Raw genomic sequence first — 23,462 nt, forward strand, 5'->3', positions numbered from 1 at the left:
GGCGCCATGGCGCGACATTCCTTCTTCTGCATAGACGGCCACACCTGCGGCAATCCGGTTCGCCTCGTCGCCGGCGGCGGGCCGCTGCTCGACGGCGCGACGATGATGGAGCGCCGCGCCCATTTCCTCGCCGAATACGACTGGATCCGCACCGGGCTGATGTTCGAGCCGCGCGGCCACGACATGATGTCGGGTTCGATCCTCTATCCGCCAACGCGCGAGGATTGCGACATCGCCATCCTGTTCATCGAGACCTCCGGCTGCCTGCCCATGTGCGGCCACGGCACGATCGGCACGGTGACCATGGCGATCGAGCACGGGCTGATAAGGCCGAAAACGCCGGGCGTGCTGCGCCTCGACACGCCGGCAGGGCTGGTGATCGCCGAATACCGACAGGAGGGACAATATGTGGAGGAAGTGCGCATCACCAACGTGCCGTCCTTCCTCTATGCGGAGGGACTGACGGTCGACTGCCCGGTGCTCGGCGAGATCACCGTCGACGTTGCCTATGGCGGCAATTTCTACGCCATCGTCGAGCCGCAGAAGAATTTTCGCGACATGGCGGATTATTCAGCCGGCGACCTGATCGCCTGGAGCCCTGTCGTACGCCAGCGGTTGAATGAAAAGTATTCGTTCGTGCATCCGACCAATCCGGGCATCGACCGGCTGTCGCATATGCTGTGGACCGGCGTGCCGACGCAGCCCGGCGCCCATGCCCGCAACGCCGTGTTCTACGGTGACAAGGCGATCGACCGCTCGCCCTGCGGAACCGGCACTTCGGCGCGCATGGCGCAGCTTCACGCCAAGGGAAAACTCAAAGCCGGCGACGATTTCGTGCACGAATCGATCATCGGCTCGCTGTTCCATGGACGGGTCGAAAACGAGGTCGATGTCGCCGGCAAACCGGCGATCATTCCGTCGATCGGCGGCTGGGCCCGGCAGACCGGTTTGAACACCATCACCATCGACGACCGCGATCCGTTCGCGCATGGGTTTGTCGTCAAGTAACCTTTGGGAAGGTTTGACAAGCTTTTAGGCCAGCGGAGGGAGCGAGGAGTTTCGTGCAAAAAATCACGAAAAATTGGGATTGAAACGACGGTTTCTTTCGGTTCACCTGTTGAAAACAGCCGATTCATCAAGGACATTGCGTTATGCCAATGATAGGTTCCGCGCTGGTCCAGTTAGCCGACACAAAAAACCGGCAGGCGGGTGGGGTGCCTGATTTCGGGCAGGGCGATGCAAGAATGGCATTGCAATCCGGCCTCGAAACCGTAGGACTAGGGGAACAAAGAAAAGGAATGCACCCTGCCGGGCGACATTCCAGGGGAGCCGCAGACATATGGGATATTTTATCCAGCAGCTTGTGAACGGGCTGACGCTGGGGTCCATCTATGGGCTGATCGCGATCGGCTACACGATGGTCTACGGCATCATCGGCATGATCAACTTCGCCCATGGCGACATTTTCATGCTCGGGGCCTTCACCGCCCTGATCGTCTTCCTCATCCTCGGCGCCATGTTCTACTCGATACCGGTGGTCGTCGCCCTGCTGATCATGATGATCGTGGCGATGCTGCTGACCAGCCTCTACAACTGGACCATCGAGAAGGTCGCCTACCGGCCTCTGCGCGGTTCTTTCCGGCTCGCCCCGCTGATCACCGCCATCGGCATGTCGATCGCGTTGTCCAATTTCGTGCAGGTGACGCAAGGCCCGCGCAACAAGCCGATCCCGCCGATGGTCAGCAAGGTATACGAAGTTGGAGGCATCTCGATCTCGCTGAAGCAGATCATCATCGTCATCGTCACGGTGCTGCTGCTCGCGCTGTTCTGGTATCTCGTCAACAAGACCTCGCTCGGCCGCGCCCAGCGCGCCTGCGAACAGGACCGCAAGATGGCCGCACTTCTCGGCATCGACGTCGACCGCACCATCTCGATCACCTTCATCATGGGCGCCTCGCTTGCCGCCGTCGCCGGCACGCTGTTCCTCATGTATTACGGCGTCGTCGCCTTCTCCGACGGCTTCGTGCCCGGCGTGAAGGCCTTCACCGCCGCGGTGCTCGGCGGCATCGGGTCGTTGCCCGGCGCGGTGCTTGGTGGGCTGATGATCGGCTTCATCGAGAGCATGTGGTCGGCCTATTTCTCGATCGACTACAAGGACGTCGCCGCCTTCTCGATCCTGGCCATCGTGCTGATCTTCCTGCCCTCCGGTATTCTCGGCCGGCCCGAAGTCGAAAAGGTCTGAGCCCATGGCGGCGATCACCACCTCCGCCCCGGCCGTCGCGGTCAATCCGATCCAGCAGGGCCTCAAGGAAGCGTTTTTTGCGGGCATCATCGCCTTCGGCCTGTTCGTGCTGTTCATAGGGCTGAAGACCGACCAGAACATCAGCAACGAACTGATCCTCGTTCAGCGCTGGGGCCTGTTGGCGATCATCGTCATCATCGTGATGGCCGTCCGCTTTCTCTATGTCGCCTTCGCCCTGCCGGCGCTTGCAAGCCGCAAGGCGGCGAAGGCGGCGGCTCCCGCCGTGGCGGCGGAACCCGGCTTTTTCGGACAGCATTTCCAGCAGATCGCCGTCGTGCTGCTGTTCCTGTTCCCGGTTGTCGCCATCTCGCTCAGCGGCCTGCAAGGCTCGCTGAAATGGATCGACAATTTCGGCATCCAGATCCTGATCTACGTGATGCTGGCCTGGGGTCTGAACATCGTCGTCGGCCTCGCCGGCCTGCTCGATCTCGGCTACGTCGCCTTCTACGCCGTCGGCGCCTACGCCTACGCGCTTATCGGCACCTACCTCTACGCGGTGCTGCCGCCCGAATATGCGTGGATGGCGTTCTGGATCCTGCTGCCGGCAGCGGGACTCATGGCCGCCTTCTGGGGTGTGATCCTCGGATTCCCGGTGCTGCGCCTGCGCGGCGACTATCTGGCCATCGTGACGCTGGCCTTCGGCGAGATCATCCGCCTCGTGCTGATCAACTGGCGCGAGGTCACCAACGGCTCGGCCGGCATCTCCGGCATCCCGAAGGTCGAGTTCTTCGGCTGGTTCACCTTCAACGTCTCCAGTCCGAACTACATCGCCAAAGTGTTCGATCTGCCGACGTCGAGCGTCTACTACAAGATTTTCCTCTATTATCTCATCCTGCTGCTCTGCCTGCTCACCGCCTACGTGACGATCCGGCTGCGCCGCATGCCGGTCGGCCGCGCCTGGGAAGCCATGCGCGAGGACGAGATCGCCTGCCGCTCGCTCGGCATCAACACCACCACTACCAAGCTGACGGCGTTCGCCACAGGCGCGATGTTCGCCGGTTTCGCCGGCTCCTTCTTCGCCGCCCGCCAGGGGTTCGTCAGCCCCGAATCCTTCGTGTTCATCGAATCGGCGATCATCCTCGCCATTGTGGTGCTGGGCGGCATGGGTTCGCTGGTCGGCATCGCCTTCGCCGCGCTGGCGATGATCGGCGGCACCGAGATCCTGCGCGAGCTGCAGTTCCTGAAGCAGGTGTTCGGTCAGGATTTTACGCCGGAACTCTACCGCATGCTGCTGTTCGGCATGGCCATGGTCATCGTCATGCTGTGGAAGCCGCGCGGCTTCGTCGGCAGCCGCGAACCGACCGCGTTCCTGCGCGCAAGAAAGGCCGTGTCGGCCTCCTTCACCAAGGAAGGTCACGGTTGATGAGCGCAGCGACTGCGATGTCCGATATGCCCATCCTCAAGGTCGACCATCTGTCGATGAAATTCGGCGGGCTGGTCGCGATCGGCGACCTTTCCTTCGAGGCGCGGCGCGGCGAGATCACCGCGCTGATCGGCCCGAACGGCGCCGGCAAGACCACCGTGTTCAACTGCATCACCGGCTTCTACAAGCCGACCGAAGGCATGATCACGCTGACCCGCCGCGACGGCTCCGCCTATCTGCTGGAACGACTGCCCAACCACGAGATCCCGGCTTACGCCAAGGTGGCGCGCACCTTCCAGAACATCCGCCTGTTCTCCGGCATGACCTTGCTGGAGAACCTGCTCGTCGCCCAGCACAACAAGCTGATGAAGGCCTCGGGCTACACGATCATGGGCCTGCTCGGCATAGGCGGCTATCGCAAGGCCGCCGCTGAGTCGGTCGAACTCGCAAAATACTGGCTGGAGAAGGCGGACCTCGTGGACCGCGCCGACGACCCGGCCGGCGACCTGCCCTACGGCGCGCAGCGCCGGCTGGAGATCGCCCGCGCCATGTGCACCGGCCCGGAACTGCTCTGTCTCGACGAGCCGGCCGCCGGCCTGAACCCACGCGAGTCGCTGGCGCTCAACACGCTGCTCAACGACATAAAGAACAATACCGGCACCTCGATCCTGCTGATCGAACACGACATGTCGGTGGTCATGCAGATTTCTGATCATGTCGTCGTGCTGGAATACGGACGGAAGATCTCCGATGGCGACCCGGGCTTCGTGAAGAGCGACCCGCGCGTCATCGCCGCCTATCTCGGCGTCGACGACGAAGAGGTCACCGATGTCCTGACCGAAGTCGGCGACGACCAGGTGATCGAACAGCTCGACGCCGAGCCAGACCGCGCCCACGGTCCCGCCGACTCGTCCTCGATGATGGCGGGCGCGGTTTCCGACACGATCGCTCACAGCGACGACTACGGCGAGCGCATCACCGTGTCGCCGTCCGCGTCCAAGGCGCGCCAGATCGACGAACGGGAGGCGCGCGCCAAAGCCGCCAAACCCGGCGACGCCAAGCGTGAGGGTGACGAATAATGGCCGCGCAGACTTTGCTCGACGTCAGGGGCGTCGAGACCTATTACGGCAACATCCGCGCCCTGAACGGCGTCAACGTCGCCGTCAACCAGGGTGAGATCGTCGCGCTGATCGGCGCCAACGGCGCCGGCAAGTCGACGCTGATGATGACCATCTTCGGCAGTCCGCGGGCGCGCGCCGGCACCATCACCTTCGCCGGCACCAATATCACCAACATGCCGACGCATGAGATCGCGCGGCTCAGGATCGCGCAGTCACCCGAGGGCCGGCGCATTTTTCCGCGCATGACGGTACTCGAAAATCTCCAGATGGGCGCCAGCCTCGACAAGCTGAAGCATTTCGACGAGGACGCCGAAAAAGTCTTCACCCTGTTTCCGCGCCTGAAGGAACGCATCAGCCAGCGCGGCGGCACGCTTTCGGGCGGCGAGCAGCAGATGCTGTCGATCGGCAGGGCGCTGATGGCGCGGCCTAAGCTGCTTCTGCTCGACGAGCCGTCGCTGGGTCTGGCGCCGCTGATCGTCAAGCAGATTTTCGAGGCGATCCGGGAGCTCAACCGCTCGCAGGGCCTGACGGTTTTCCTGGTCGAGCAGAACGCCTTCGGCGCGCTGAAGCTGGCCACCCGCGGCTACGTCATGGTCAACGGCAACGTTACCATGAGCGGCACGGGCAAGCAGCTTCTGGCCGACCCGGAAGTGCGCGCCGCCTATCTCGAAGGCGGACGGCACTGAGCTTTTGGAGTGACCGCGATGCACGGAATTCTCTACGAGGAACCCTCGATCTGGCAGTTCTTCTTCGTCACCTGTCTGCTCGGCGGCTGGGCGGCGTGGATGACCGGCCGCGCCTGCGCGCAGACCTGGCGCCCCGTCGCCGCGCTGGTCATCTACCTGCTGCTGCTCGGCATAGCGGTGCGTTTCATCCATCACGCCTTGTTCGAGGGCACGATGTTCACCGCCCAGTATTACATCGTGGATACGATTATCCTGCTGATCGTCGGCCTCGTGGGCTATCGCATCACCCGGACGAACCAGATGGTATCCCAATACCACTGGCTCTACGAAAGGACGTCGGCGCTCGGCTGGAAAGCCAAGAGCTGAACGTTCACCAATCGCGCCGAAACAAGGACGAAACGGCGTGACAACCGCCTGAAAATCGGCAAACTGGCCTTTCTGCGATAAGGGTGGGCATCGCATGAAGGCATCATCCTCGCCCACCCCGTAAATGGGAGCGTTTAAATGAAGAAATCACTTCTGTCCGCAGTTGCGCTGGCCGCCTTGATGGCGTTCGGCGGCAGCGCTTGGGCGGACGTTGTCATCGGCGTCGCCGGCCCGATCACCGGACCGAACGCCGCCTTCGGAGCACAGCTCCAGAAGGGCGCCGAGCAGGCTGCCGCGGACATCAACGCCGCGGGCGGCATGAATGGCGAGCAAATCAAGATCGTTGTCGGCGACGACGTCTCCGATCCGAAGCAGGGCATCTCGGTCGCCAACAAGTTCGTCGCCGATGGCGTCAAGTTCGTGGTCGGCCACTTCAACTCGGGCGTCTCGATCCCGGCCTCGGAAGTCTATGCCGAGAACGGCATCCTCGAGATCACGCCTGCCGCCACCAACCCTGTCTTCACCGAGCGCGGCCTGTGGAACGTGTTCCGCACCTGCGGCCGCGACGACCAGCAGGGTTCGGTCGCCGGCGCCTACCTAGCAGCCAAGTTCAAGGATGCCAAGATCGCCGTCATCCACGACAAGACCCCTTATGGACAGGGCCTTGCCGACGAAACCAAGAAGGCGATGAACGCCGCGGGCGTCAACGAAGTCATGTATGAAGGCGTCAATGTCGGCGACAAGGACTTCTCGGCCCTCATCGGCAAGATGAAGGAAGCCGGCGTCTCGATCATCTACTGGGGCGGCCTGCACACCGAGGCCGGCCTGATCATCCGCCAGGCGGCGGATCAGGGCCTGAAGGCGACACTGGTGTCGGGCGACGGCATCGTGTCGAACGAACTGGCCTCGATCGCGGGCGATGCGGTTGCCGGCACGCTGAATACCTTCGGCCCGGATCCGACGCTGAACCCGGCCAACAAGGAACTGGTCGAGAAGTTCAAGGCCGCCGGCTTCAACCCGGAAGCCTACACGCTCTACTCCTACGCCGCCGTCCAGTCGCTGGTCCACGGCGCCAAGGCCGCCAACTCGATCGACGCGCAGGAAGTCGCCAAGGCCCTGAAGGCCTCCGCGCCGTTCCCGACCGCGCTCGGCGACATGTCCTTCGACGAGAAGGGCGACCCCAAACTCCCGGGCTACATCATGTATGTCTGGAAGAAGGGCGACGACGGCAAGTACACCTACGTCCCGGAGTGAGCTGATCATCGCTTGACGGAACACAGATGCCCGGCGCTTGCGCGCCGGGCATTTTTTCGTTCGGCGGCTGCCTATTCTTAAATCGGGTTCTACGTTCTGCCGATTTTGGTTGCACTGCAACATTTTCGCGCTATTCATGGATTTCCAGCCATCTCCAGGCAGTCGGAGCGCGTTCTTGCCGATCACCAAGATCCTCGTCGCCAACCGGTCCGAAATCGCCATCCGCGTCTTCCGCGCGGCCAATGAGCTCGGCCTCAAAACCGTGGCGATCTGGGCGGAAGAGGACAAATATTCGCTCCATCGCTTCAAGGCCGACGAGAGCTACCAGGTCGGGCGCGGACCGCATCTCGCCAGGGATATGGGTCCTATCGAGAGCTACCTCTCCATCGAGGAAATTATCCGCGTCGCAAAACTCTCGGGCGCCGATGCGATCCATCCCGGCTACGGCCTGCTTTCGGAAAGCCCGGAATTCGCCGAGGCCTGCGCCGAAAATGGCATCACTTTCATCGGCCCGAAGCCGGAGACGATGCGCCGGCTTGGAAACAAGGTCGCGGCGCGCAGTCTCGCCATAGAGGTCGGCGTGCCGGTCATCCCGGCGACCGATCCGCTGCCCGACGACGCTGATGAGATCAAGAGGCTTGCCAAGGAGGTTGGCTACCCCGTGATGCTGAAGGCCTCCTGGGGCGGCGGCGGGCGTGGCATGCGCGCCATCCGCGGTGAAGCCGATCTGCTGCGCGAGGTGACGGAAGGCAAGCGCGAAGCAAAGGCCGCCTTCGGCAAGGACGAGGTCTATCTCGAAAAGCTGATCGAGCGTGCCCGGCATGTCGAGGTGCAGGTGCTGGGCGACACGCATGGCAACGCCGTCCACCTGTTCGAACGCGACTGCTCGATCCAGCGCCGCAACCAGAAGGTCGTCGAGCGCGCTCCAGCGCCTTATCTCAGTCAGGAACTGCGCGAGGAACTGTGCGGATACGCGCTCAAGCTCGCCAAGGATACGCACTACATCGGCGCCGGCACTGTTGAGTTCCTGCAGGACGCCGACACGGGCAAATTCTACTTCATCGAGGTCAACCCGCGCATCCAGGTCGAGCACACCGTCACCGAGCAGGTGACGGGCATCGATATCGTCAAGGCGCAGATCCACATCCTCGACGGTTTCGCCATCGGCACGCCGGAGTCGGGCGTGCCCGTGCAGAAGGACATCCGCCTCAACGGCCACGCCCTTCAGTGCCGCATCACCACCGAAGACCCGGAGCAGAATTTCATTCCCGATTACGGCCGCATCACCGCCTATCGCGGCGCCACCGGCTTCGGCATCCGGCTGGACGGCGGCACGGCTTATTCCGGCGCGGTGATCACGCGCTTCTACGATCCGCTGCTGGAGAAACTCACGGCATGGGCGCCGTCGCCGCTTGAGGCAATCGCCCGCATGAACCGCGCGCTGCGCGAGTTCCGCATCCGCGGCGTGGCGACCAACCTCACCTTCCTCGAAGCGATCATCAACCACCCGTCCTTCCGCGACAATTCCTACACGACAAAATTCATCGACTCGACACCCGAACTTTTCGCGCAGGTGAAGCGGCAGGACCGCGCCACCAAGCTGCTCAACTATCTTGCCGACGTGACGGTCAACGGCCATCCGGAAACCCGCGGCCGGCCGATGCCGAAGGCCGACGCGGCTGCGCCTGAGGTGCCTTATCTGGACGGGCCGGTGGCGGACGGCACCAGGCAGAAACTCGATGCGCTCGGTCCAGAGAAATTCGCTGCCTGGATGCGTGGGCGGAAGCAGGTGCTGGTCACCGACACGACTATGCGCGATGGTCACCAGTCGCTGCTGGCGACCCGTATGCGCACGCATGACATAGCGGGCATCGCCGGCACCTATGCCCGCGCCCTGCCGCAATTGCTGTCGCTGGAATGCTGGGGCGGAGCGACCTTCGACGTCGCCATGCGCTTCCTGACGGAGGACCCCTGGGAGCGCCTGTCGCTGGTTCGCGAAGCGGCGCCCAACCTGTTGCTGCAGATGCTGTTGCGCGGCGCCAACGGCGTCGGCTACACCAACTACCCGGATAATGTCGTCCAGCATTTCGTAAAACAGGCGGCGGAAGGCGGCATCGACCTTTTTCGCGTCTTCGACTGCCTGAACTGGGTCGAGAACATGCGCGTCGCCATGGACGCCGTCGGCGCCCAGGGAAAACTCTGCGAAGCGGCGATGTGCTACACAGGCGACATCGGCGATCCCGACCGTGCCAAATACGACCTGAAATATTATGTCGGCCTCGCCAAGGAACTGGAAGCCGCCGGCGCCCACATCCTGGCGGTCAAGGACATGGCCGGCCTGCTCAAGCCGGGCGCGGCGCGCGTGCTGTTCAAGGCGCTACGCGAGGCGACCGACCTGCCGATCCATTTCCACACCCACGACACGTCCGGCCTGTCGGCCGCCACGGTGCTCGCGGCCGTCGACAGCGGCGTCGACGCCATCGATGCGGCGATGGATTCCTTCTCCGGCAACACCTCGCAGCCCTGCCTTGGTTCGATTGTCGAGGCGTTGAAGGGCACCGAGCGCGATCCCGGCCTCGATACCGGATGGGTGCGCCGCATCTCCTTCTACTGGGAGGCCGTGCGCAACCAGTACGCCGCCTTCGAAAGCGACCTGAAAGGCCCCGCCTCCGAAGTCTACCTGCACGAAATGCCGGGCGGCCAGTTCACAAACCTCAAGGAACAGGCCCGCTCGCTCGGGCTGGAGACCCGCTGGCACGAGGTCGCGCAGGCCTATCACGACGTGAACCTAATGTTCGGCGACATCGTTAAGGTAACGCCTTCGTCCAAGGTGGTTGGCGACATGGCGCTGATGATGATCAGCCAGGACCTGACCGTCGCCGACGTCGAGAACCCGGCCAAGGATATCTCCTTCCCGGACTCGGTGGTTTCCATGCTGCGCGGCGATCTCGGTCAGCCCCCCGGCGGCTGGCCAGAGGCGCTACAGAAGAAGGCCCTTAAGGGCGACAAGCCGATAACGGTCCGTCCCGGCTCATTGCTCAAGGCTGCCGATCTCAAGAAAAGCCGCAAAGAGATCGAGGAAAAGCTCGGCCGCAAGCTGACGGAGCAGGAGTTCGCCTCCTGGCTCATGTATCCGAAAGTGTTTTCGGACTTCGCTGCGGCGCAGGACGTCTATGGCCCGGTCAGCGTGCTGCCGACGCCGATCTATTTCTACGGCATGAAGGCCGAGGACGAGATCTTCGTCGACATCGAGAAGGGCAAGACGCTGGTCATCCGCTGCCTTGCCATCGGCGAAGTCAACGAAAAGGGCATGGTCACTGTCTTCTTCGAGATCAACGGCCAGCCGCGCCGCGCCAAGGTGCCGGATCGCGCCCATGGCGCCTCCAACGGCAAGGCCCGCCGCAAGGCCGAGCCCGGCAATGACGCTCATGTCGGCGCACCGATGCCGGGCGTGATCTCAACGCTTGCGGTCAATGCCGGGCAGGCGGTGAAAGCCGGCGACGTGCTTCTGTCCATCGAGGCCATGAAAATGGAGACGGCCATGCATGCCGAACGCGACGGCACCATCGCCGAGGTTCTCGTGCGCACCGGCGACCAGATCGACGCCAAGGATCTGCTGGTCGTCTTCGAATAGGGTGACGACCATGCCGATGACGCCCTGATCGCGGCTGCATGGCGGTCGAGCTTTCGTGGGATCGGAGCGGCGTGTCGCACAGGCGGTTGTCCGCGCGGCGTTGCCTTGGCGAAAGCTTTCCATTTCCGTTGCGATTCGGCTTGGCTCTCGCTATATAGATCGTGATTTCCCAAAAAATCGGTGGTTCTGACCACCGCCCGCGCTAGGGACGCGGGCGAACGAGAGGATATTTCGCGATGGCAAACACCCTGCTCATGCCCAAGGCGACCGCCGTCTGGCTGGTCGACAACACCGCCCTTTCCTTCGACCAGATCGCGCAGTTCTGCTCGCTGCATCCGCTCGAGGTGAAGGCTATCGCCGATGGCGAATCAGCCCAGGGAATCAAGGGCATGGACCCGATCATGACCGGGCAGTTGTCGCGTGACGAGATCGCCAAGGCCGAGAAGGACGAGAACTACCGCCTGCGACTGTCGGACCCAAAGGTACGCGTGCCGGAATCAAAGCGCCGCTCACCGCGCTACACGCCGCTGTCGAAGCGCCAGGATCGGCCGAACGCCATCCTGTGGCTGGTGCGCAACCATCCTGAACTCAAGGATGCGCAGATTTCGCGCCTCGTCGGCACCACCAAGTCGACCATTGAGCAGATCCGCGAGCGCAAGCACTGGAACGCCGCGAACCTTCAGCCGATGGATCCGGTAACCCTCGGGCTTTGCTCGCAAATCGACCTCGACATCGAGGTCCAGCGCGCCTCCGCGGGCAAGCCGGCGCCTGCGCCTGTCGGCGACACGCTTCTGCCGGCGTCGATGACCGAGCGGCTGACGCCGGCGGTCACCAAGCCGAAGGAAGAGGACGATGAACTCGACGCCGACGCGGTGTTCGCAAAACTCTCGGCGCTGAAGTCCAAGCCGGAAAACGACGAGGAATAGGCGGCCGGTCGAAGCGCGCGGGACCTACGACTCCCGCGCCCGCCCTGCCATCCCCATATCGTCGCCTGTCCGCTCCATGGTCCGGTAGAAGTCGGCAAGCAGCTTGCCCTTCTCGGGCTTGAACTTGCGCTCGGCGCAGGCGACGCTGGCGATGCGGTCGATGCGGAAGGCGCGGAAATCGCGACGCATCTCGCACCAGGCGACGAGCGTCCACACCTTTCCCCAGAACCACAGGCCGAGCGGCCGCACATCGCGCATCGAGCCGCGACCGGCCTCGTCCTTGTAGTCGAGGGTGAGCACCGTGCGGCTCTCCACCGCGCGTTCGATCAGGTCGATCGCCTGGCGGTCGGCGTCGCTGACCACCCACATCGGCGTATGGATCTCGGTGCGTGCAATGCGGTCCTTCTCGCCGTCTGGCAGCACGGCGCCGATCTTGATCAGAGCTTCCTCCGCAGCCCGCGCCATCGCTGCGCCGCCGAAGGCCCGCACCATGCGCGCGCCGGCGACTAGCGCCACGATCTCGTCACGCGTGAACATGAGCGGCGGAAGGTCGAAACCCTCCCGCATGATGTAGCCGACGCCCGCCTCCCCGTCGATCGGCACGCCTGTCGATTGAAGATCGGCGATATCGCGGTAGATGGTCCGTTCGGATACTTCGAGCCATTGCCCGAGCATCTGCGCGGTCACCAGCCGGCCGCCGCGGAAATGCTGGACGATCTGGAAGAGACGGTCTGCTCGCCGCATGGATCAATCTCCGAGCCCTTCCCGCCGCCGCTGTTTTGCGACGAAGTCCGCGCCGAACGACAGTCTTTTTGTCGTGGGCGTATTGGCGTCGAGCACCCGCCAGAACGGCGTGACATCCTCGATCGGCATGCCGCGCTGCAGCGCTTCGTTGGCCGCTTCCGCGACGGTCCTGAGATGATATCCCATATAGACCGGGCAGGACACCTCGGCCCCGTTCTCGATTGCCAGCGCTGTTCGCAGGGCACGCACGTCGAGCTTCACGCCTTCCGGGATGGAACGGATGTAGTCGTCGACCTGGCGCGCCGTCGGCACCAGCATGGTCTGACCCTCGATCACGTCGCCGACGGTGCGCGGCGACTGCTTGATCACCGGCTGGCCGGTGTCGAGCCTGTCGGTCCAGGTCTTCATCAGGCGCTTCCAGTCGGAACGAACAGGCCGAAACTGTTGCCGTCCAGGTCAAGGCAATAGGCAAAACGGCCAGCCGGTATCTCGATCGCCGGAGAGACCACCTTGCCGCCGTTTTCGGTCACGCGCCGCATGCCGTCTTCCAGCGGCGCGGCCACGGCCAGATGGACGGTCGGCCCGGTACCTGCGGGAGCCGGCTTTCCCGGATAGACATGCCCGGACGCCCCAGGTTCGCGTGCAGTGAACATGGCGATCGGGTTAGGGCCGGATTCTTCGAGCGAGAGCGTGTTCTGCAGAACCGCGCCATAAAAGCGCTGTGCCGCATCCATGTCAGTCACCGGTATTTCGAACCAGAGAGATGCTTTCGGCGGTATGAAGCTGGTCATGACGTTCCCTCGGCTTATGATTGTATCTTGTCATGAGGCTCCTGACAGCATTCTGTCAGGAGGAGAGTCATGACGATGGCAGGTGTTCCCTGGCGTACAGGGCCTTCATCTCGGAAAGCTCCGCTTCCCGCTCCGGATGGAGGGCCGACAGGAAAGCGTGGGCGAAGGTGCCGGGCGCCGATCCCGGCGCGGAAATGATCCTGCCGTCCGCGACGGCATGTGGCACGTCTGCGTATCTCTCGCGTCCCGGATAGTCCGGCAGATGTTTCAATATCCAGTCGCGACCATTGCTGGTGTGTTTCGCGTGCGCGAACAGTCCGGCCCGGGCGAGCGGCAGCGTTCCGCCGCAGATGCCGCCGACCACGCCGCCGCGCTCAACAACAGCGTTGAGCAGCGCGGCAAGGTCCGGCGCCTGCGATGTCGGCCACAGGTCGGAACCGATTACCGCAACGGCATCCAGATCCGCGTTGTCCGCAACGGCGATGTCGCGGTCGGGCGTCAGCAGGAAACCACCGATCGAGCGGACGGGTTTGCGGCCGGGCGACATAGCGACAGCCTTCGCCCCGAACCATTCGACGGCAGAGGCCGAAAGCAGGCCGAATTCCCAGTCGGCAAAACCCTCGACGAAAACGAGCCCGATCGTGCTCTGCATCAGCTTGCTCCAGACCCGTTACGGCGGCGTATATGTCGCCGCCGTACCTTCATTCCAATGCTTCGCGGCCTCAGTTGAATGTGGCCGGCTTTCCGAAGCGATCCGGCCAGCCTATATCCTTGCGGATGTCCGCCGGCAGCGAATTGAGAAACCGCTCGGTGCGCGCTTCGTTGCGAAGGGTCTGCATCTTGCCCGTATAGCGGCGGATCGAACGGACGACGTTCAGCGGATTCATGATGGCTTCTCCTCATCTTTACGAAGCCATCATCGCACACCCCTCCTGACAGCACTCTGTCAGGTGGTTGCGTTTTCGTTCAGGCCGTCGGTAGGGGCACCGTATAGTTGAGGGCAAGCCGTCCGCCATCGGCGTAGAGTGTCTGTCCGGTGACGTAGCTCGCCTCGTCGGAAGCCAGGAAGGCGGCAATTGCCGCGATTTCGTCGGGATTGCCGATGCGGCCGAGCGGCGTTCGCGACAGCAGCCGGTTGCGCGCGCCGGCATCGCTGTTGGTGGCCGCCAGCATGTCGGTGGCGATCGAACCCGGACCGATCGCGTTGACGCGGATCCCGTGTGGCGCCAACGCCAGCGCCATCACGCGGGTCAACTGGTTGACGCCGCCTTTCGAAACGGAATAGGCGACCTGGTCGGGGATCGCGACCACCGCGTTGATCGACGACATGTTAACGATCGAACCGGGACTACCGCCGCCCTTGACCTTGTCGACCATATATCGGGCAACGGCCTGCCCCGCAAGAAACGATCCTTTCAGGTTGACATGCAGGACGCGGTCGAAGTCCTCCTCGCTCAGGTCGAGGAACGCCTCACCGTGGACAATGCCGGCATTGTTGACGAGGATGTCGATGTCCCCGAAACCCTCCAGCGCCGCGGCGACCAGATTGTGGACGTCGAGCCGTTTGCCGACATCTGTCTTGCAGAACCTGGCCTCCCCGAAACCCGACAGGTCACGCTCGGCCTTGCCGCCGCGCGCCATGTCGATATCGGCGATCATCACCTTGCAGCCTTCCTGCAGGAACCGCCTGGCGATGGCGAAGCCGATGCCGCCCGCCGCACCCGTCACGATAGCCACCTTGCCTTGCAGTTTCATCGTGTCGTTCCTCCGGCCGGCCGAACGTGACAATGCGGCAGCACTTGGTCAACAGGCGCCATGCGGCTTCGCCGATGCTTGAGGGATTGTGCTGGCGTCGAAGCCACGACACACTATCTACAAATGATGGCCAGAGAAGAACGCTCGAAATGCCGATATCCATAGGCAAGTCAGTCGCAGCGATGGCGATCATTCTTGCCACTTTGCTGAACTGCGCCACCCAGGGCAATGCGCTTACCCTGCAGCAGCGACAAAACGACTACGCCACGCAAAAGCGTCTCGGAATACCGCTACCCGCCATCGAGCAACGCCGGCGAATGCTGGATTTCCAACAGCAGCAGCGGCGTTATCGCGCCCAGGACCGCCGCAATGCGATGAAGCCGCGGCCGAACACCGTCATCCCGCGCACACAGCCAACCTGCCAGAATCAGATCTATGGGAACGAATATCTGCGACGGCGCAACTGTCCCTGACGCAGGGATTGGCTGGTGGTCGCCCTACGGGGCGCTATCCCTTTTGTAATTTGATCCACAAGCGGCGATAATTCGCCTGTCGCTGTCGATTTGTCATGACATGCCCCGATAAGTCCCGCGCTGCCTCCTCGCGCTGAAACCCCGCAAAGCTATTCTCGTCGCGTGATCGCCTCTCGATCAGCGGCGGAGGCTTTTCGTGCCGTCTGTCGTCGCAGCGACCGAGGGAGGCATGCTGTGCCGAACGCCCCTGGCCGCCATTGGCCTCGGCTGGTCGGAGAGAGTGGATAGCTTCTGCTCTAGGACCGGCTGAGACACGAAGGGAGTTACCAAAATGGTCGCCTGGACCGGCACCGTAGCCAACGAGTTCAAAAGCGGCAGCGCCGATGCAGACCAGCTTGATGGCGCCGGCGGCAACGACACCTTGCATGGCCTTGACGGTGACGACGAACTACGCGGCGGCGCCGGCGACGACGAGATCTATGGCTGGCAAGGCGCCGACCAGCTTTTCGGCGGCGACGGCAATGACTGGATCGTCATGGGCCGTCCCGATTTCTACGGCACCCCGGGCGGCACCTATGGATCCGACATAGCCGACGGCGGCAACGACGTGGACATGATCGTGATCAGTTGGTGGAACCAGTTGATCAACGGTGTCGCCACCTCGATCACGCTGGATTTCGGCGACGGCAATTTCACCGTGCACGGCGGCGGCTCGGACTGGGAGAAGGCGTCGAATTTCGAGCAGCTCTCTTACTACGGGTCCGAAGGCGGCGACGTCATCACCGGCGGCGAAAGCGACGATTTCTTCCAGCTCGGCGGCGGCAACGACATCCTGCGCGCCAAGGGCGGCGACGACTACATCTACGACAATGGCGGCAAGTTCGACATCGACGCTGGCGCGGGCACCGATACGCTGCGGCTGGATACGCTGTCGCTCCTGACCTCGAGCGCGACGTTCAAGCTGACCGGCAGCGGCGTGGCGACGGTCGGCGGCTCGCTGAGCGGTGCCGTCAAGAATGTCGACGCGCTCTACATCGAATGGAACAGCGGCACGGGCTATGACGATGCCTTCACCGGCGGGAACTACGACGACACGATCCACGGCGGGGCCGGCAACGACACGATCGAGGGCGGCGGCGGCAACGACAAGCTCGTCGGCCAGGCGGGCGACGACGTCATCCGCGGCGGCGCCGGCAACGACTCCATCGACGGCGGCGGTTTCCTCGGCGTCAATCCGAACTTCACCGGCTACGACATCCTTTACGGCGAGGACGGCAACGATTCGCTCGATGCCGGGTCGGACGGCAGCACCATGCGCGGCGGCAATGGCAGCGACAGTCTCGCTGGCAGCGGCGAGGTCGACGTCCTCTACGGCGATGCCGGCAATGACGGTCTTTATGGCGGCGGCGGCGACGACAAGATCTATGGCGGCGACGGTGACGACGGCATCCGCTGCGACGACGGCGCCGACCGGATCGACGGCGGTGGCGGCATCGACGGCATCACCTTCTACTGGGCCGAGGTCGATCCGGCGACGTTGCGTGAATACGGCGCGACCGCCGACCTCGAGAACCAGAGCAACAACAAGGGCCGCGAGGCCGTAGGCGATATCTACATCTCGATCGAGAATATCCACGGCACCTATAACGGCGAGGACACGCTGCGTGGAAACGACGCCGACAACATTCTCGACGGCGACGGCAACGCCGACATACTGGAGGGGCGCGGCGGCGCCGATCAGCTTATCGGCGGTCCCGGCATCGGCATACGCGCACTGGATACGGCCTCCTACCTGAGCGCACCGACTGGCGTGACCGCCAATCTTGCGGCGCCGGCCGGCAACACCGGCGACGCCAAGGGCGACACCTACGTTTCGATCGAAAACCTCGAAGGCTCGGCCTTCGCCGACAAGCTCACAGGCAACACCGTCGCCAACGTGCTGACCGGCCTCGGCGGTAACGACACGCTGGCCGCCGGGGCCGGAGCCGACCTGCTCGACGGGGGAACCGGCGCGGACAAGATGGACGGCGGCGCAGACAGCGACAGCTACATCGTCGACAATGCGGCCGACTTGGTTATCGAAGCGGCGGGCGGCGGTACTGCCGACCGGGTGTCGGCTAGGGCGAGTTTTGTGCTGACGGCGGGCGTCGAGGTCGAACTCTTGACCACGACCTCTTCCGGCGGGACCACCCCGATCGACTTCGCCGGCAATGCGCTGAGGCAGGAGATCACGGGCAATGCCGGCGTCAATACGCTGAAGGACGGCGGCGGAGCGGGCGACCTGCTGCGCGGCATGGGCGGCAACGACACCTATCTCGTCTATAGCGCTGCCACGACCATCGTCGAAGCCGCTTCGCAGGGAGCCGCCGACAGGGTCATGGCGGCCGTCGACTACAAGCTCGGTTCGGGCGTCTGCGTCGAGCAGCTTACGACCACGAGCGCGAGCGGAACGTCGGCGATCGACCTCACCGGCAATGCGCTGAAGCAGGAGATCATCGGCAACGCCGGCGCCAATATCCTGAATGACGGCGGCGTGGGCGCGACCGACACGCTAAGGGGTCTCGGTGGCAACGACATATACCTGATCTACAATTCCGGCGATCTCATCGTCGAGGGCTCTTCGCAAGGTGCGGCGGACAGGGTCGCGGCGACCGTGGACTACACGCTCGGCGCCAGCGTCTACGTCGAGGCCATGCAGACGACCAGTTCCGCCGGGACCTCCGGCATCGACCTGACGGGCAACGCCATCGCGCAGGCGATCTTCGGCAATGCCGGGTCGAACATTCTTGACGGCAAGGGCGGCAGCGACGCGCTGACGGGTGGCAACGGCAAGGATTTTTTTGTCTTCTCGACCGCGCTAGGCGCATCCAACGTCGACACGATCGCCGATTTCAGCGCCGTGGACGACACCGTCCGGCTGGAGAACGCGGTCTTCACCGCGCTGACCGCAACCGGCACGCTTGCCGCTTCCGCGTTCCGCGCCAACACCACCGGACTTGCCGGAGACGGCACCGACCGCATCATCTACGAGACCGACACCGGCAAGCTCTACTACGACGCGAATGGTACCGCGTCGGGCGGCGGCGTTCATTTCGCCACGCTTACCGTCGGCCTCGGCCTCACAAGCGCCGATTTCGTCGTGGTGTAACCGGCACAGCGTCCGCATGGACGTCGGATGCGCCTATCGACCGGCGCCACACAGAACGGCGCTCCTTGCCGTCCCATTGAATAGGCCTCCATAACCCGACGATTGCGCCGTTGCTGGTTGCTTTTAGACGGCACCGCAAGGGCAACCCTTCTCTCCCGAGAGCAGGCAACGCCTGCACGGCGGCGCAAGTGCTGTTGATCCCTCAGCCCTGGGACGCAGGGCGATGCTGCTGACGGATGTTGTCACGAAGACATTGCCGCCGACTTGTTTCACACAGCGCTCGTCCCTAAGTGCACCGCACAAGAAACGTCTTCCGCCCTTGTCGGAGGGCACGGTACTCGCGACGGGATCGAGTGTATCGGGTCGAACCGCAGGGAAAATAACAGGATTGTCATAGGCATAGCCGGACTGTCGTTGCCCTGGGGAAATGCTGCGGCGCAACAGGGCTTGATAAACCAACCCGGCTGGCTCCATAAATCGATTATAGCGCGCAAGCGACGAGTGAGAGGCGCATATGGTTATGAGCGATATTTCCTCCAGACGTTCGATGCAGCGCTCAGGTGCGGCGAGATTGCGGTCGCTGATCGCCGGGCTTTCGGCGGCGCTGCTGTTCCCCTCAGCCGCCGCGTGGGCGCAGCAGGCGCCGCCACCTCCACCCGTCACTGTGGCGAAGCCGGTCGTGCGCGATATTGTCGAAGACGACGAGTTCGTCGGACGTTTCGAGGCCGTCGACGAGGTGGCTGTTCGGTCGCGCGTCGCCGGCTATCTGCAGGAAGTCCATTTCCGGGACGGCGCCCTGGTGGCGAAAGACGACCTGCTGTTCACCATCGACCAGCGCCCTTACCAGGCCGCCTATGATGCGGCGAAGTCGCAAGTGGACGTGACCACCAGCGCGCTGGAGTTCGCCAAAATGCAGCTCGAACGAGCCGAACAGCTCGCCAAGACGGGCAACCTGTCCGCTTCCGCGCTCGACGACCGTCGCCGCGAGTTTCTGGCCGGCCAAGCGCAGCACAACGGCGCCCAGGCCTCGCTGCGCACCGCCAGCCTCGACCTCGAATTCACCGAGATCAAGGCGCCGCTTGCCGGCCGCATCGGCCGGCGGCTGGTGTCGGTGGGCAATCTTGTGCAGCCCGATTCGACACTGCTGACCACGATCGTCGCCGTCGACCCTATCGATTTCTATTTCGACATCGACGAGCGTTCCTACTTCGCTTACGCCCGCGACGCTCGCACCCGGGGCGGCGTGATGCAGGAGGGCGGCGGCGGGCTCGACGTGGTCGTGCATGTCGCCGATCGCAATGAGGCCGCCTTCAACGGCAGGCTCGACTTCGCCGAGAACCGGCTGGACCAGCAGACTGGCACGATGCGCGTGCGCGCCCGCTTCGACAACAAGGACGGCGTTCTCCAGCCCGGCATGTTCGGACGCGTCAACGTTCCGGGTTCCCTGCCGCACAAGGGCATCCTCCTGCCCGACGAAGCGATCGGCGCCGACCAGAACCGTCGCATCGTCTATGTCGTCGATGACAAAGGGCTGGTCTCCACCAAACCGGTGCGCACCGGCCCGCGCATCGACGGCTACCGGGTGATCCGCGAAGGCCTGACTGGCGACGAGACCGTCGTCGTCAACGGCCTGATGCGCGTGCGCCCCGGTGTCACCGTCAAGCCCGAGATGACCACCCTTTCGCCGAAAGCGACCGAAGGTCAGACGCAATGAGTTTCTCGCATTTTTTCGTCAACCGCCCGATCTTCGCGGCGGTGCTGTCGATCGTGCTCTTGATCGTCGGCTCAATCGCTTACACCCAGCTTCCGGTCGCGCAGTATCCGGAGATCGCGCCGCCGACCATCGTGGTCCGTGCCTCCTATCCCGGCGCCGACGCCGAGACCATCGCCGCGACGGTGGCGACGCCGATCGAGCAGGAGATCAACGGCGTGGAGCACATGCTCTACATGTCGTCCTATTCCTCCAATGACGGCGCGATGGCGCTCACCATCACCTTCAAGCTCGGCACCGACCTCGACCAGGCGCAGGTGCTGGTGCAGAACCGGGTGTCGATCGCCGAGGCGCGTCTTCCCGAGGAGGTGCGGCGGCTCGGCATCACAACGGCCAAGAGCTCGCCCGACCTGATGATGGTCGTGCACATGCTGTCGCCCGACGATACCTACGACCAACTCTACGTCTCCAACTATGCCCGCACCCGCATTCGCGACGTGCTTTTGCGGCTCGACGGCGTCGGCGACGTGATCATTTTCGGCGAACGCGAATATTCGCTTCGCATCTGGCTCGATCCGCAAAAATTGTCGGGCTACGGCATGACCGCCGGCGACGTGGTGGAATCCTTGCGTGAGCAGAACGTGCAGGTTTCCGGCGGCTCGATCGGCGCGCCGCCGATCGACGATGGCGCAGCCTTCCAGTATACGGTGACAACCCAGGGCCGCTTCGACGACGCCCGCGATTTCCGCTATGTCATCGTCAAGTCCACCGAAGACGGCCGCCTGATCACGCTGCAGGACGTGGCGCGCATCGAACTCGGCGCCAAGGACTACGTCACCAACTCCTATCTCAACGGCAAGCAGGCGGTGGCGCTCGGCATCTTCCAGCGGCCCGGCACCAACGCACTGGCTTCGGCGGAAGAGATTCAGCAGACCATCAAGCAGCTTTCGGCCGATTTCCCGAAGGGGCTCGCCTACGACATCATCTACAACCCGACCGAATTCATCGCCGAATCGATCAACGAGGTTTACAAGACCATCATCGAGGCGATCCTGCTGGTCGTCATCGTGATCATCGTCTTCCTGCAAAGCTGGCGCATGGCGATCGTGCCGATCGTCGCTATCCCCGTCTCGCTGATCGGCACGCTGGCGGTGCTGCTCGCGTTCGGCTTCTCGCTCAACATGCTGACCTTGTTCGGCCTGGTGCTGGCGGTCGGCATCGTCGTCGACGACGCCATCGTGGTGGTCGAGAATGTCGAACGCAACATCGCCATGGGACTCAGTCCGCGCGGAGCGGCGCACCGCACCATGGACGAAGTGGGCACGGCGGTCATCGCCATCTCGCTGGTGCTGATCGCGGTGTTCGTGCCGACCGCCTTCATCCCCGGCATCTCCGGCCAGTTCTATCTGCAATTCGCGATCACCATCGCGGTGTCGACGGCGATCTCCGCCTTCAACTCGCTGACGTTGTCGCCGGCGCTGGCCGGCGTACTGTTCAAGCCGCACGGCACGCAGCATTCCAGCTTCTTCCTTGCCCGCTTCGGCCGCGCTCTCGCCAACGGCTTCAACCGCGGCTTCGACGCGATGGCGCACGGCTACGCCAGGCTGGTGCATTTCCTCGTCGGCTCGACGACGATGCTGCTGGTCATGCTGGCGGTCTTCGCCGGCCTGATCTACGCCACCTACCACATGCTCCAGACGGTGCCGCGCGGTTTCATCCCGCAGATGGACCAGGGCTACGCGATCGTCGTCATCCAACTGCCCGAGGGCGCATCGCTCGGCAGGACCGACGCGGTGGTGCGGAAGGCGTCGGACATCATCCGCGCCACGCCCGGCGTCGCCAACGCGGTCGCCTTCGCCGGCTTCTCGGGCGCGACCTTCACCAATGCCAGCAATGCCGGTGTGGTGTTCGCGCCGTTCAAGAGTTTCGAGGAACGGCTCGAGCACGGCCAGTCGGCCGGCCAGATCATCGGCCAGTTGTTCGGCAGCCTGCAGAGCATCCAGGAAGCCTTCATCATCGCGGTGCCGCCGCCCTCGGTGCGCGGCATCGGCAATTCCGGCGGCTTCAAGATGATGCTGCAGGAGCGCAACAGCGCCGATATGCGGCCGATCCTGGCGCTTGCCTATCAGATCATGGGCGTTGCCAACCAGACACCCGGCCTGACCGGCGTGTACACCACCTTCTCGGCGTCCAGCCCGCAATTCTACCTGGAGATCGACCGCGACAAGGCGCGCATGCTGAACGTGCCGATCCCCAACATCTTCGAGACTCTGTCGATCAATCTCGGCACGTCCTATGTCAACGACTTCAACGCCTTTGGCCGCGTCTACCAGGTGCGGGCGCAGGCCGACCAGGCCTTCCGCGTCGACCGGGACGACATATTGAGGCTCAAGGTGCGCTCGGCGACGGGCGCGCTGGTGCCGCTGGGCACGCTGGTCGAGATCCGCGACGTGACCGGCCCCTCGCTGGTGCAGCGCTACAACATGTATGTGTCCGTGCCGGTGCAAGGCAACGCCGCGCCCGGCGTGTCGACCGGCACGGCGCTCGACCTGATGGAAAAGGTCGCGGCCGAGAACCTGCCGCCGGGAACCTCCTACGAGTGGACCGAACTGGCGCTGCAGGAAAGGCAGACCGGCAATACGGCGGTCTTCATCTTCGGCCTGTCGGTGCTGTTCGTCTTCCTGGCGCTGGCGGCACAGTATGAGAGCTGGGTCATGCCCTTCGCCATCGTGCTGATCGTTCCGCTCGGCGTGCTGGCGGCCTTGCTCGGCGTCGCTTTCCGGGGACTGGACAACGACATTCTGGTGCAGATCGGCCTGATCGTGCTGGTCGGCCTGGCGGCGAAGAACTCGATCCTGATCGTCGAGTTCGCGCGACAAGCGCAGGAACGCGGCGCCTCGCCGGTGGACGCCGCCGTCGAGGCGGCGCGGCTGCGCCTGCGGCCGATCCTGATGACCGCCTTCGCATTCATCCTTGGCGTTGTGCCGCTGATGATCGCCACAGGCCCGGGCGCCGAGATGCGCCAGTCGCTCGGCACGGCGGTGTTTTCAGGCATGCTCGGCGTCACCATCGTCGGCCTGTTCCTGACGCCGGTCTTCTATGTGACGCTGCGGCGGCTGGTGCCGTACCGCCCGCCGGCCGACACCGCGACGCCGGTGCTCACGCCGGGTGAGTGACAGACGCAAGGG

19 protein-coding genes are annotated in these 23,462 nt (G+C 63.8%); 13 read left to right on the top strand and 6 right to left on the bottom strand.

Translation table 11 applies throughout. From position 1 onward, the window contains the following. Positions 1-6: 6 nt before the first annotated feature. The 9 genes from ACH196_RS00565 to ACH196_RS00605 all read left to right on the top strand — a co-directional run bounded on the left by ACH196_RS00565 (position 7) and on the right by ACH196_RS00605 (position 11,652). Positions 7-1,008, top strand: a complete 1,002-nt coding sequence (locus ACH196_RS00565; protein ID WP_396644006.1) for a 4-hydroxyproline epimerase — start codon at positions 7-9, stop codon at positions 1,006-1,008. A 331-nt stretch (positions 1,009-1,339) separates the two neighbouring features. Beyond that, a complete protein-coding gene (locus ACH196_RS00570) occupies positions 1,340-2,242 on the top strand; it encodes a branched-chain amino acid ABC transporter permease (RefSeq protein ID WP_396644007.1) in 903 nt (300 codons plus the stop codon). A 4-nt stretch (positions 2,243-2,246) separates the two neighbouring features. Continuing rightward, the gene (gene livM, locus ACH196_RS00575) at positions 2,247-3,665 is read left to right on the top strand and encodes a high-affinity branched-chain amino acid ABC transporter permease LivM (RefSeq protein ID WP_396644009.1); all 1,419 of its coding nucleotides are present in this window, start codon (positions 2,247-2,249) and stop codon (positions 3,663-3,665) included. Next, positions 3,665-4,744, top strand: a complete 1,080-nt coding sequence (locus ACH196_RS00580) for an ABC transporter ATP-binding protein (RefSeq protein WP_396644010.1) — start codon at positions 3,665-3,667, stop codon at positions 4,742-4,744. The genes livM and ACH196_RS00580 overlap by 1 nt, the downstream gene beginning before the upstream one ends. Then, entirely contained in the window at positions 4,744-5,472 is a 729-nt protein-coding gene (locus tag ACH196_RS00585) for an ABC transporter ATP-binding protein (RefSeq protein ID WP_396644012.1), read from the top strand. Before ACH196_RS00580 ends, ACH196_RS00585 begins: the two co-directional genes overlap by 1 nt. A gap of 18 nt (positions 5,473-5,490) precedes the next feature. After that, positions 5,491-5,838, top strand: a complete 348-nt coding sequence (locus ACH196_RS00590; protein ID WP_396644013.1) for a DUF6867 family protein — start codon at positions 5,491-5,493, stop codon at positions 5,836-5,838. Between the two features lie 138 nt (positions 5,839-5,976). Further along, positions 5,977-7,092 carry a branched-chain amino acid ABC transporter substrate-binding protein gene (locus ACH196_RS00595; protein ID WP_396644014.1) on the top strand — a complete coding sequence of 372 codons (1,116 nt, stop codon included), beginning with the start codon at positions 5,977-5,979 and terminating at the stop codon, positions 7,090-7,092. A gap of 175 nt (positions 7,093-7,267) precedes the next feature. Next, entirely contained in the window at positions 7,268-10,726 is a 3,459-nt protein-coding gene (gene pyc, locus ACH196_RS00600) for a pyruvate carboxylase (RefSeq protein WP_396644015.1), read from the top strand. A 236-nt stretch (positions 10,727-10,962) separates the two neighbouring features. Beyond that, on the top strand, positions 10,963-11,652 hold the full coding sequence (locus ACH196_RS00605) for a DUF1013 domain-containing protein (RefSeq protein WP_396644017.1): 690 nt from the start codon (positions 10,963-10,965) through the stop codon (positions 11,650-11,652). A gap of 24 nt (positions 11,653-11,676) precedes the next feature. Here ACH196_RS00605 and ACH196_RS00610 read toward each other — a convergent pair whose 3' ends face one another. From ACH196_RS00610 to ACH196_RS00635, 6 genes are all read right to left on the bottom strand, one after another. Next, positions 11,677-12,396 (bottom strand): helix-turn-helix transcriptional regulator, encoded by a 720-nt coding sequence (locus ACH196_RS00610; RefSeq protein WP_396644019.1) that lies wholly within the window; start codon positions 12,394-12,396, stop codon positions 11,677-11,679. 3 nt (positions 12,397-12,399) lie between these two features. Further along, on the bottom strand, positions 12,400-12,804 hold the full coding sequence (locus ACH196_RS00615; RefSeq protein ID WP_396644021.1) for a hypothetical protein: 405 nt from the start codon (positions 12,802-12,804) through the stop codon (positions 12,400-12,402). Further along, positions 12,804-13,187: a VOC family protein gene (locus ACH196_RS00620; RefSeq protein ID WP_396644023.1), complete on the bottom strand. Its 384-nt coding sequence runs from the start codon at positions 13,185-13,187 to the stop codon at positions 12,804-12,806. The genes ACH196_RS00615 and ACH196_RS00620 overlap by 1 nt, the downstream gene beginning before the upstream one ends. 67 nt (positions 13,188-13,254) lie before the next feature. Next, entirely contained in the window at positions 13,255-13,839 is a 585-nt protein-coding gene (locus tag ACH196_RS00625) for a DJ-1/PfpI family protein (RefSeq protein WP_396644025.1), read from the bottom strand. A gap of 70 nt (positions 13,840-13,909) precedes the next feature. After that, on the bottom strand, positions 13,910-14,074 hold the full coding sequence (locus ACH196_RS00630; RefSeq protein ID WP_396644027.1) for a hypothetical protein: 165 nt from the start codon (positions 14,072-14,074) through the stop codon (positions 13,910-13,912). A 79-nt stretch (positions 14,075-14,153) separates the two neighbouring features. Then, a complete protein-coding gene (locus ACH196_RS00635) occupies positions 14,154-14,942 on the bottom strand; it encodes an SDR family NAD(P)-dependent oxidoreductase (protein ID WP_396644029.1) in 789 nt (262 codons plus the stop codon). Between the two features lie 182 nt (positions 14,943-15,124). On the opposite strand from ACH196_RS00635, the gene ACH196_RS00640 reads away from it, so the two are divergent. The 4 genes from ACH196_RS00640 to ACH196_RS00655 all read left to right on the top strand — a co-directional run bounded on the left by ACH196_RS00640 (position 15,125) and on the right by ACH196_RS00655 (position 23,450). Then, positions 15,125-15,415 carry a hypothetical protein gene (locus tag ACH196_RS00640; protein ID WP_396644031.1) on the top strand — a complete coding sequence of 97 codons (291 nt, stop codon included), beginning with the start codon at positions 15,125-15,127 and terminating at the stop codon, positions 15,413-15,415. 331 nt (positions 15,416-15,746) lie between these two features. After that, positions 15,747-18,563 carry a calcium-binding protein gene (locus ACH196_RS00645; RefSeq protein WP_396644033.1) on the top strand — a complete coding sequence of 939 codons (2,817 nt, stop codon included), beginning with the start codon at positions 15,747-15,749 and terminating at the stop codon, positions 18,561-18,563. Positions 18,564-19,083: 520 nt separating this feature from the next. After that, the gene (locus ACH196_RS00650) at positions 19,084-20,277 is read left to right on the top strand and encodes an efflux RND transporter periplasmic adaptor subunit (protein ID WP_396644035.1); all 1,194 of its coding nucleotides are present in this window, start codon (positions 19,084-19,086) and stop codon (positions 20,275-20,277) included. After that, positions 20,274-23,450 carry an efflux RND transporter permease subunit gene (locus ACH196_RS00655; RefSeq protein WP_396644037.1) on the top strand — a complete coding sequence of 1,059 codons (3,177 nt, stop codon included), beginning with the start codon at positions 20,274-20,276 and terminating at the stop codon, positions 23,448-23,450. Before ACH196_RS00650 ends, ACH196_RS00655 begins: the two co-directional genes overlap by 4 nt. Positions 23,451-23,462: the final 12 nt, after the last annotated feature.

Source organism: Mesorhizobium sp. IMUNJ 23232 (genome assembly GCF_044326205.1).
Taxonomy (GTDB): domain Bacteria; phylum Pseudomonadota; class Alphaproteobacteria; order Rhizobiales; family Rhizobiaceae; genus Kumtagia.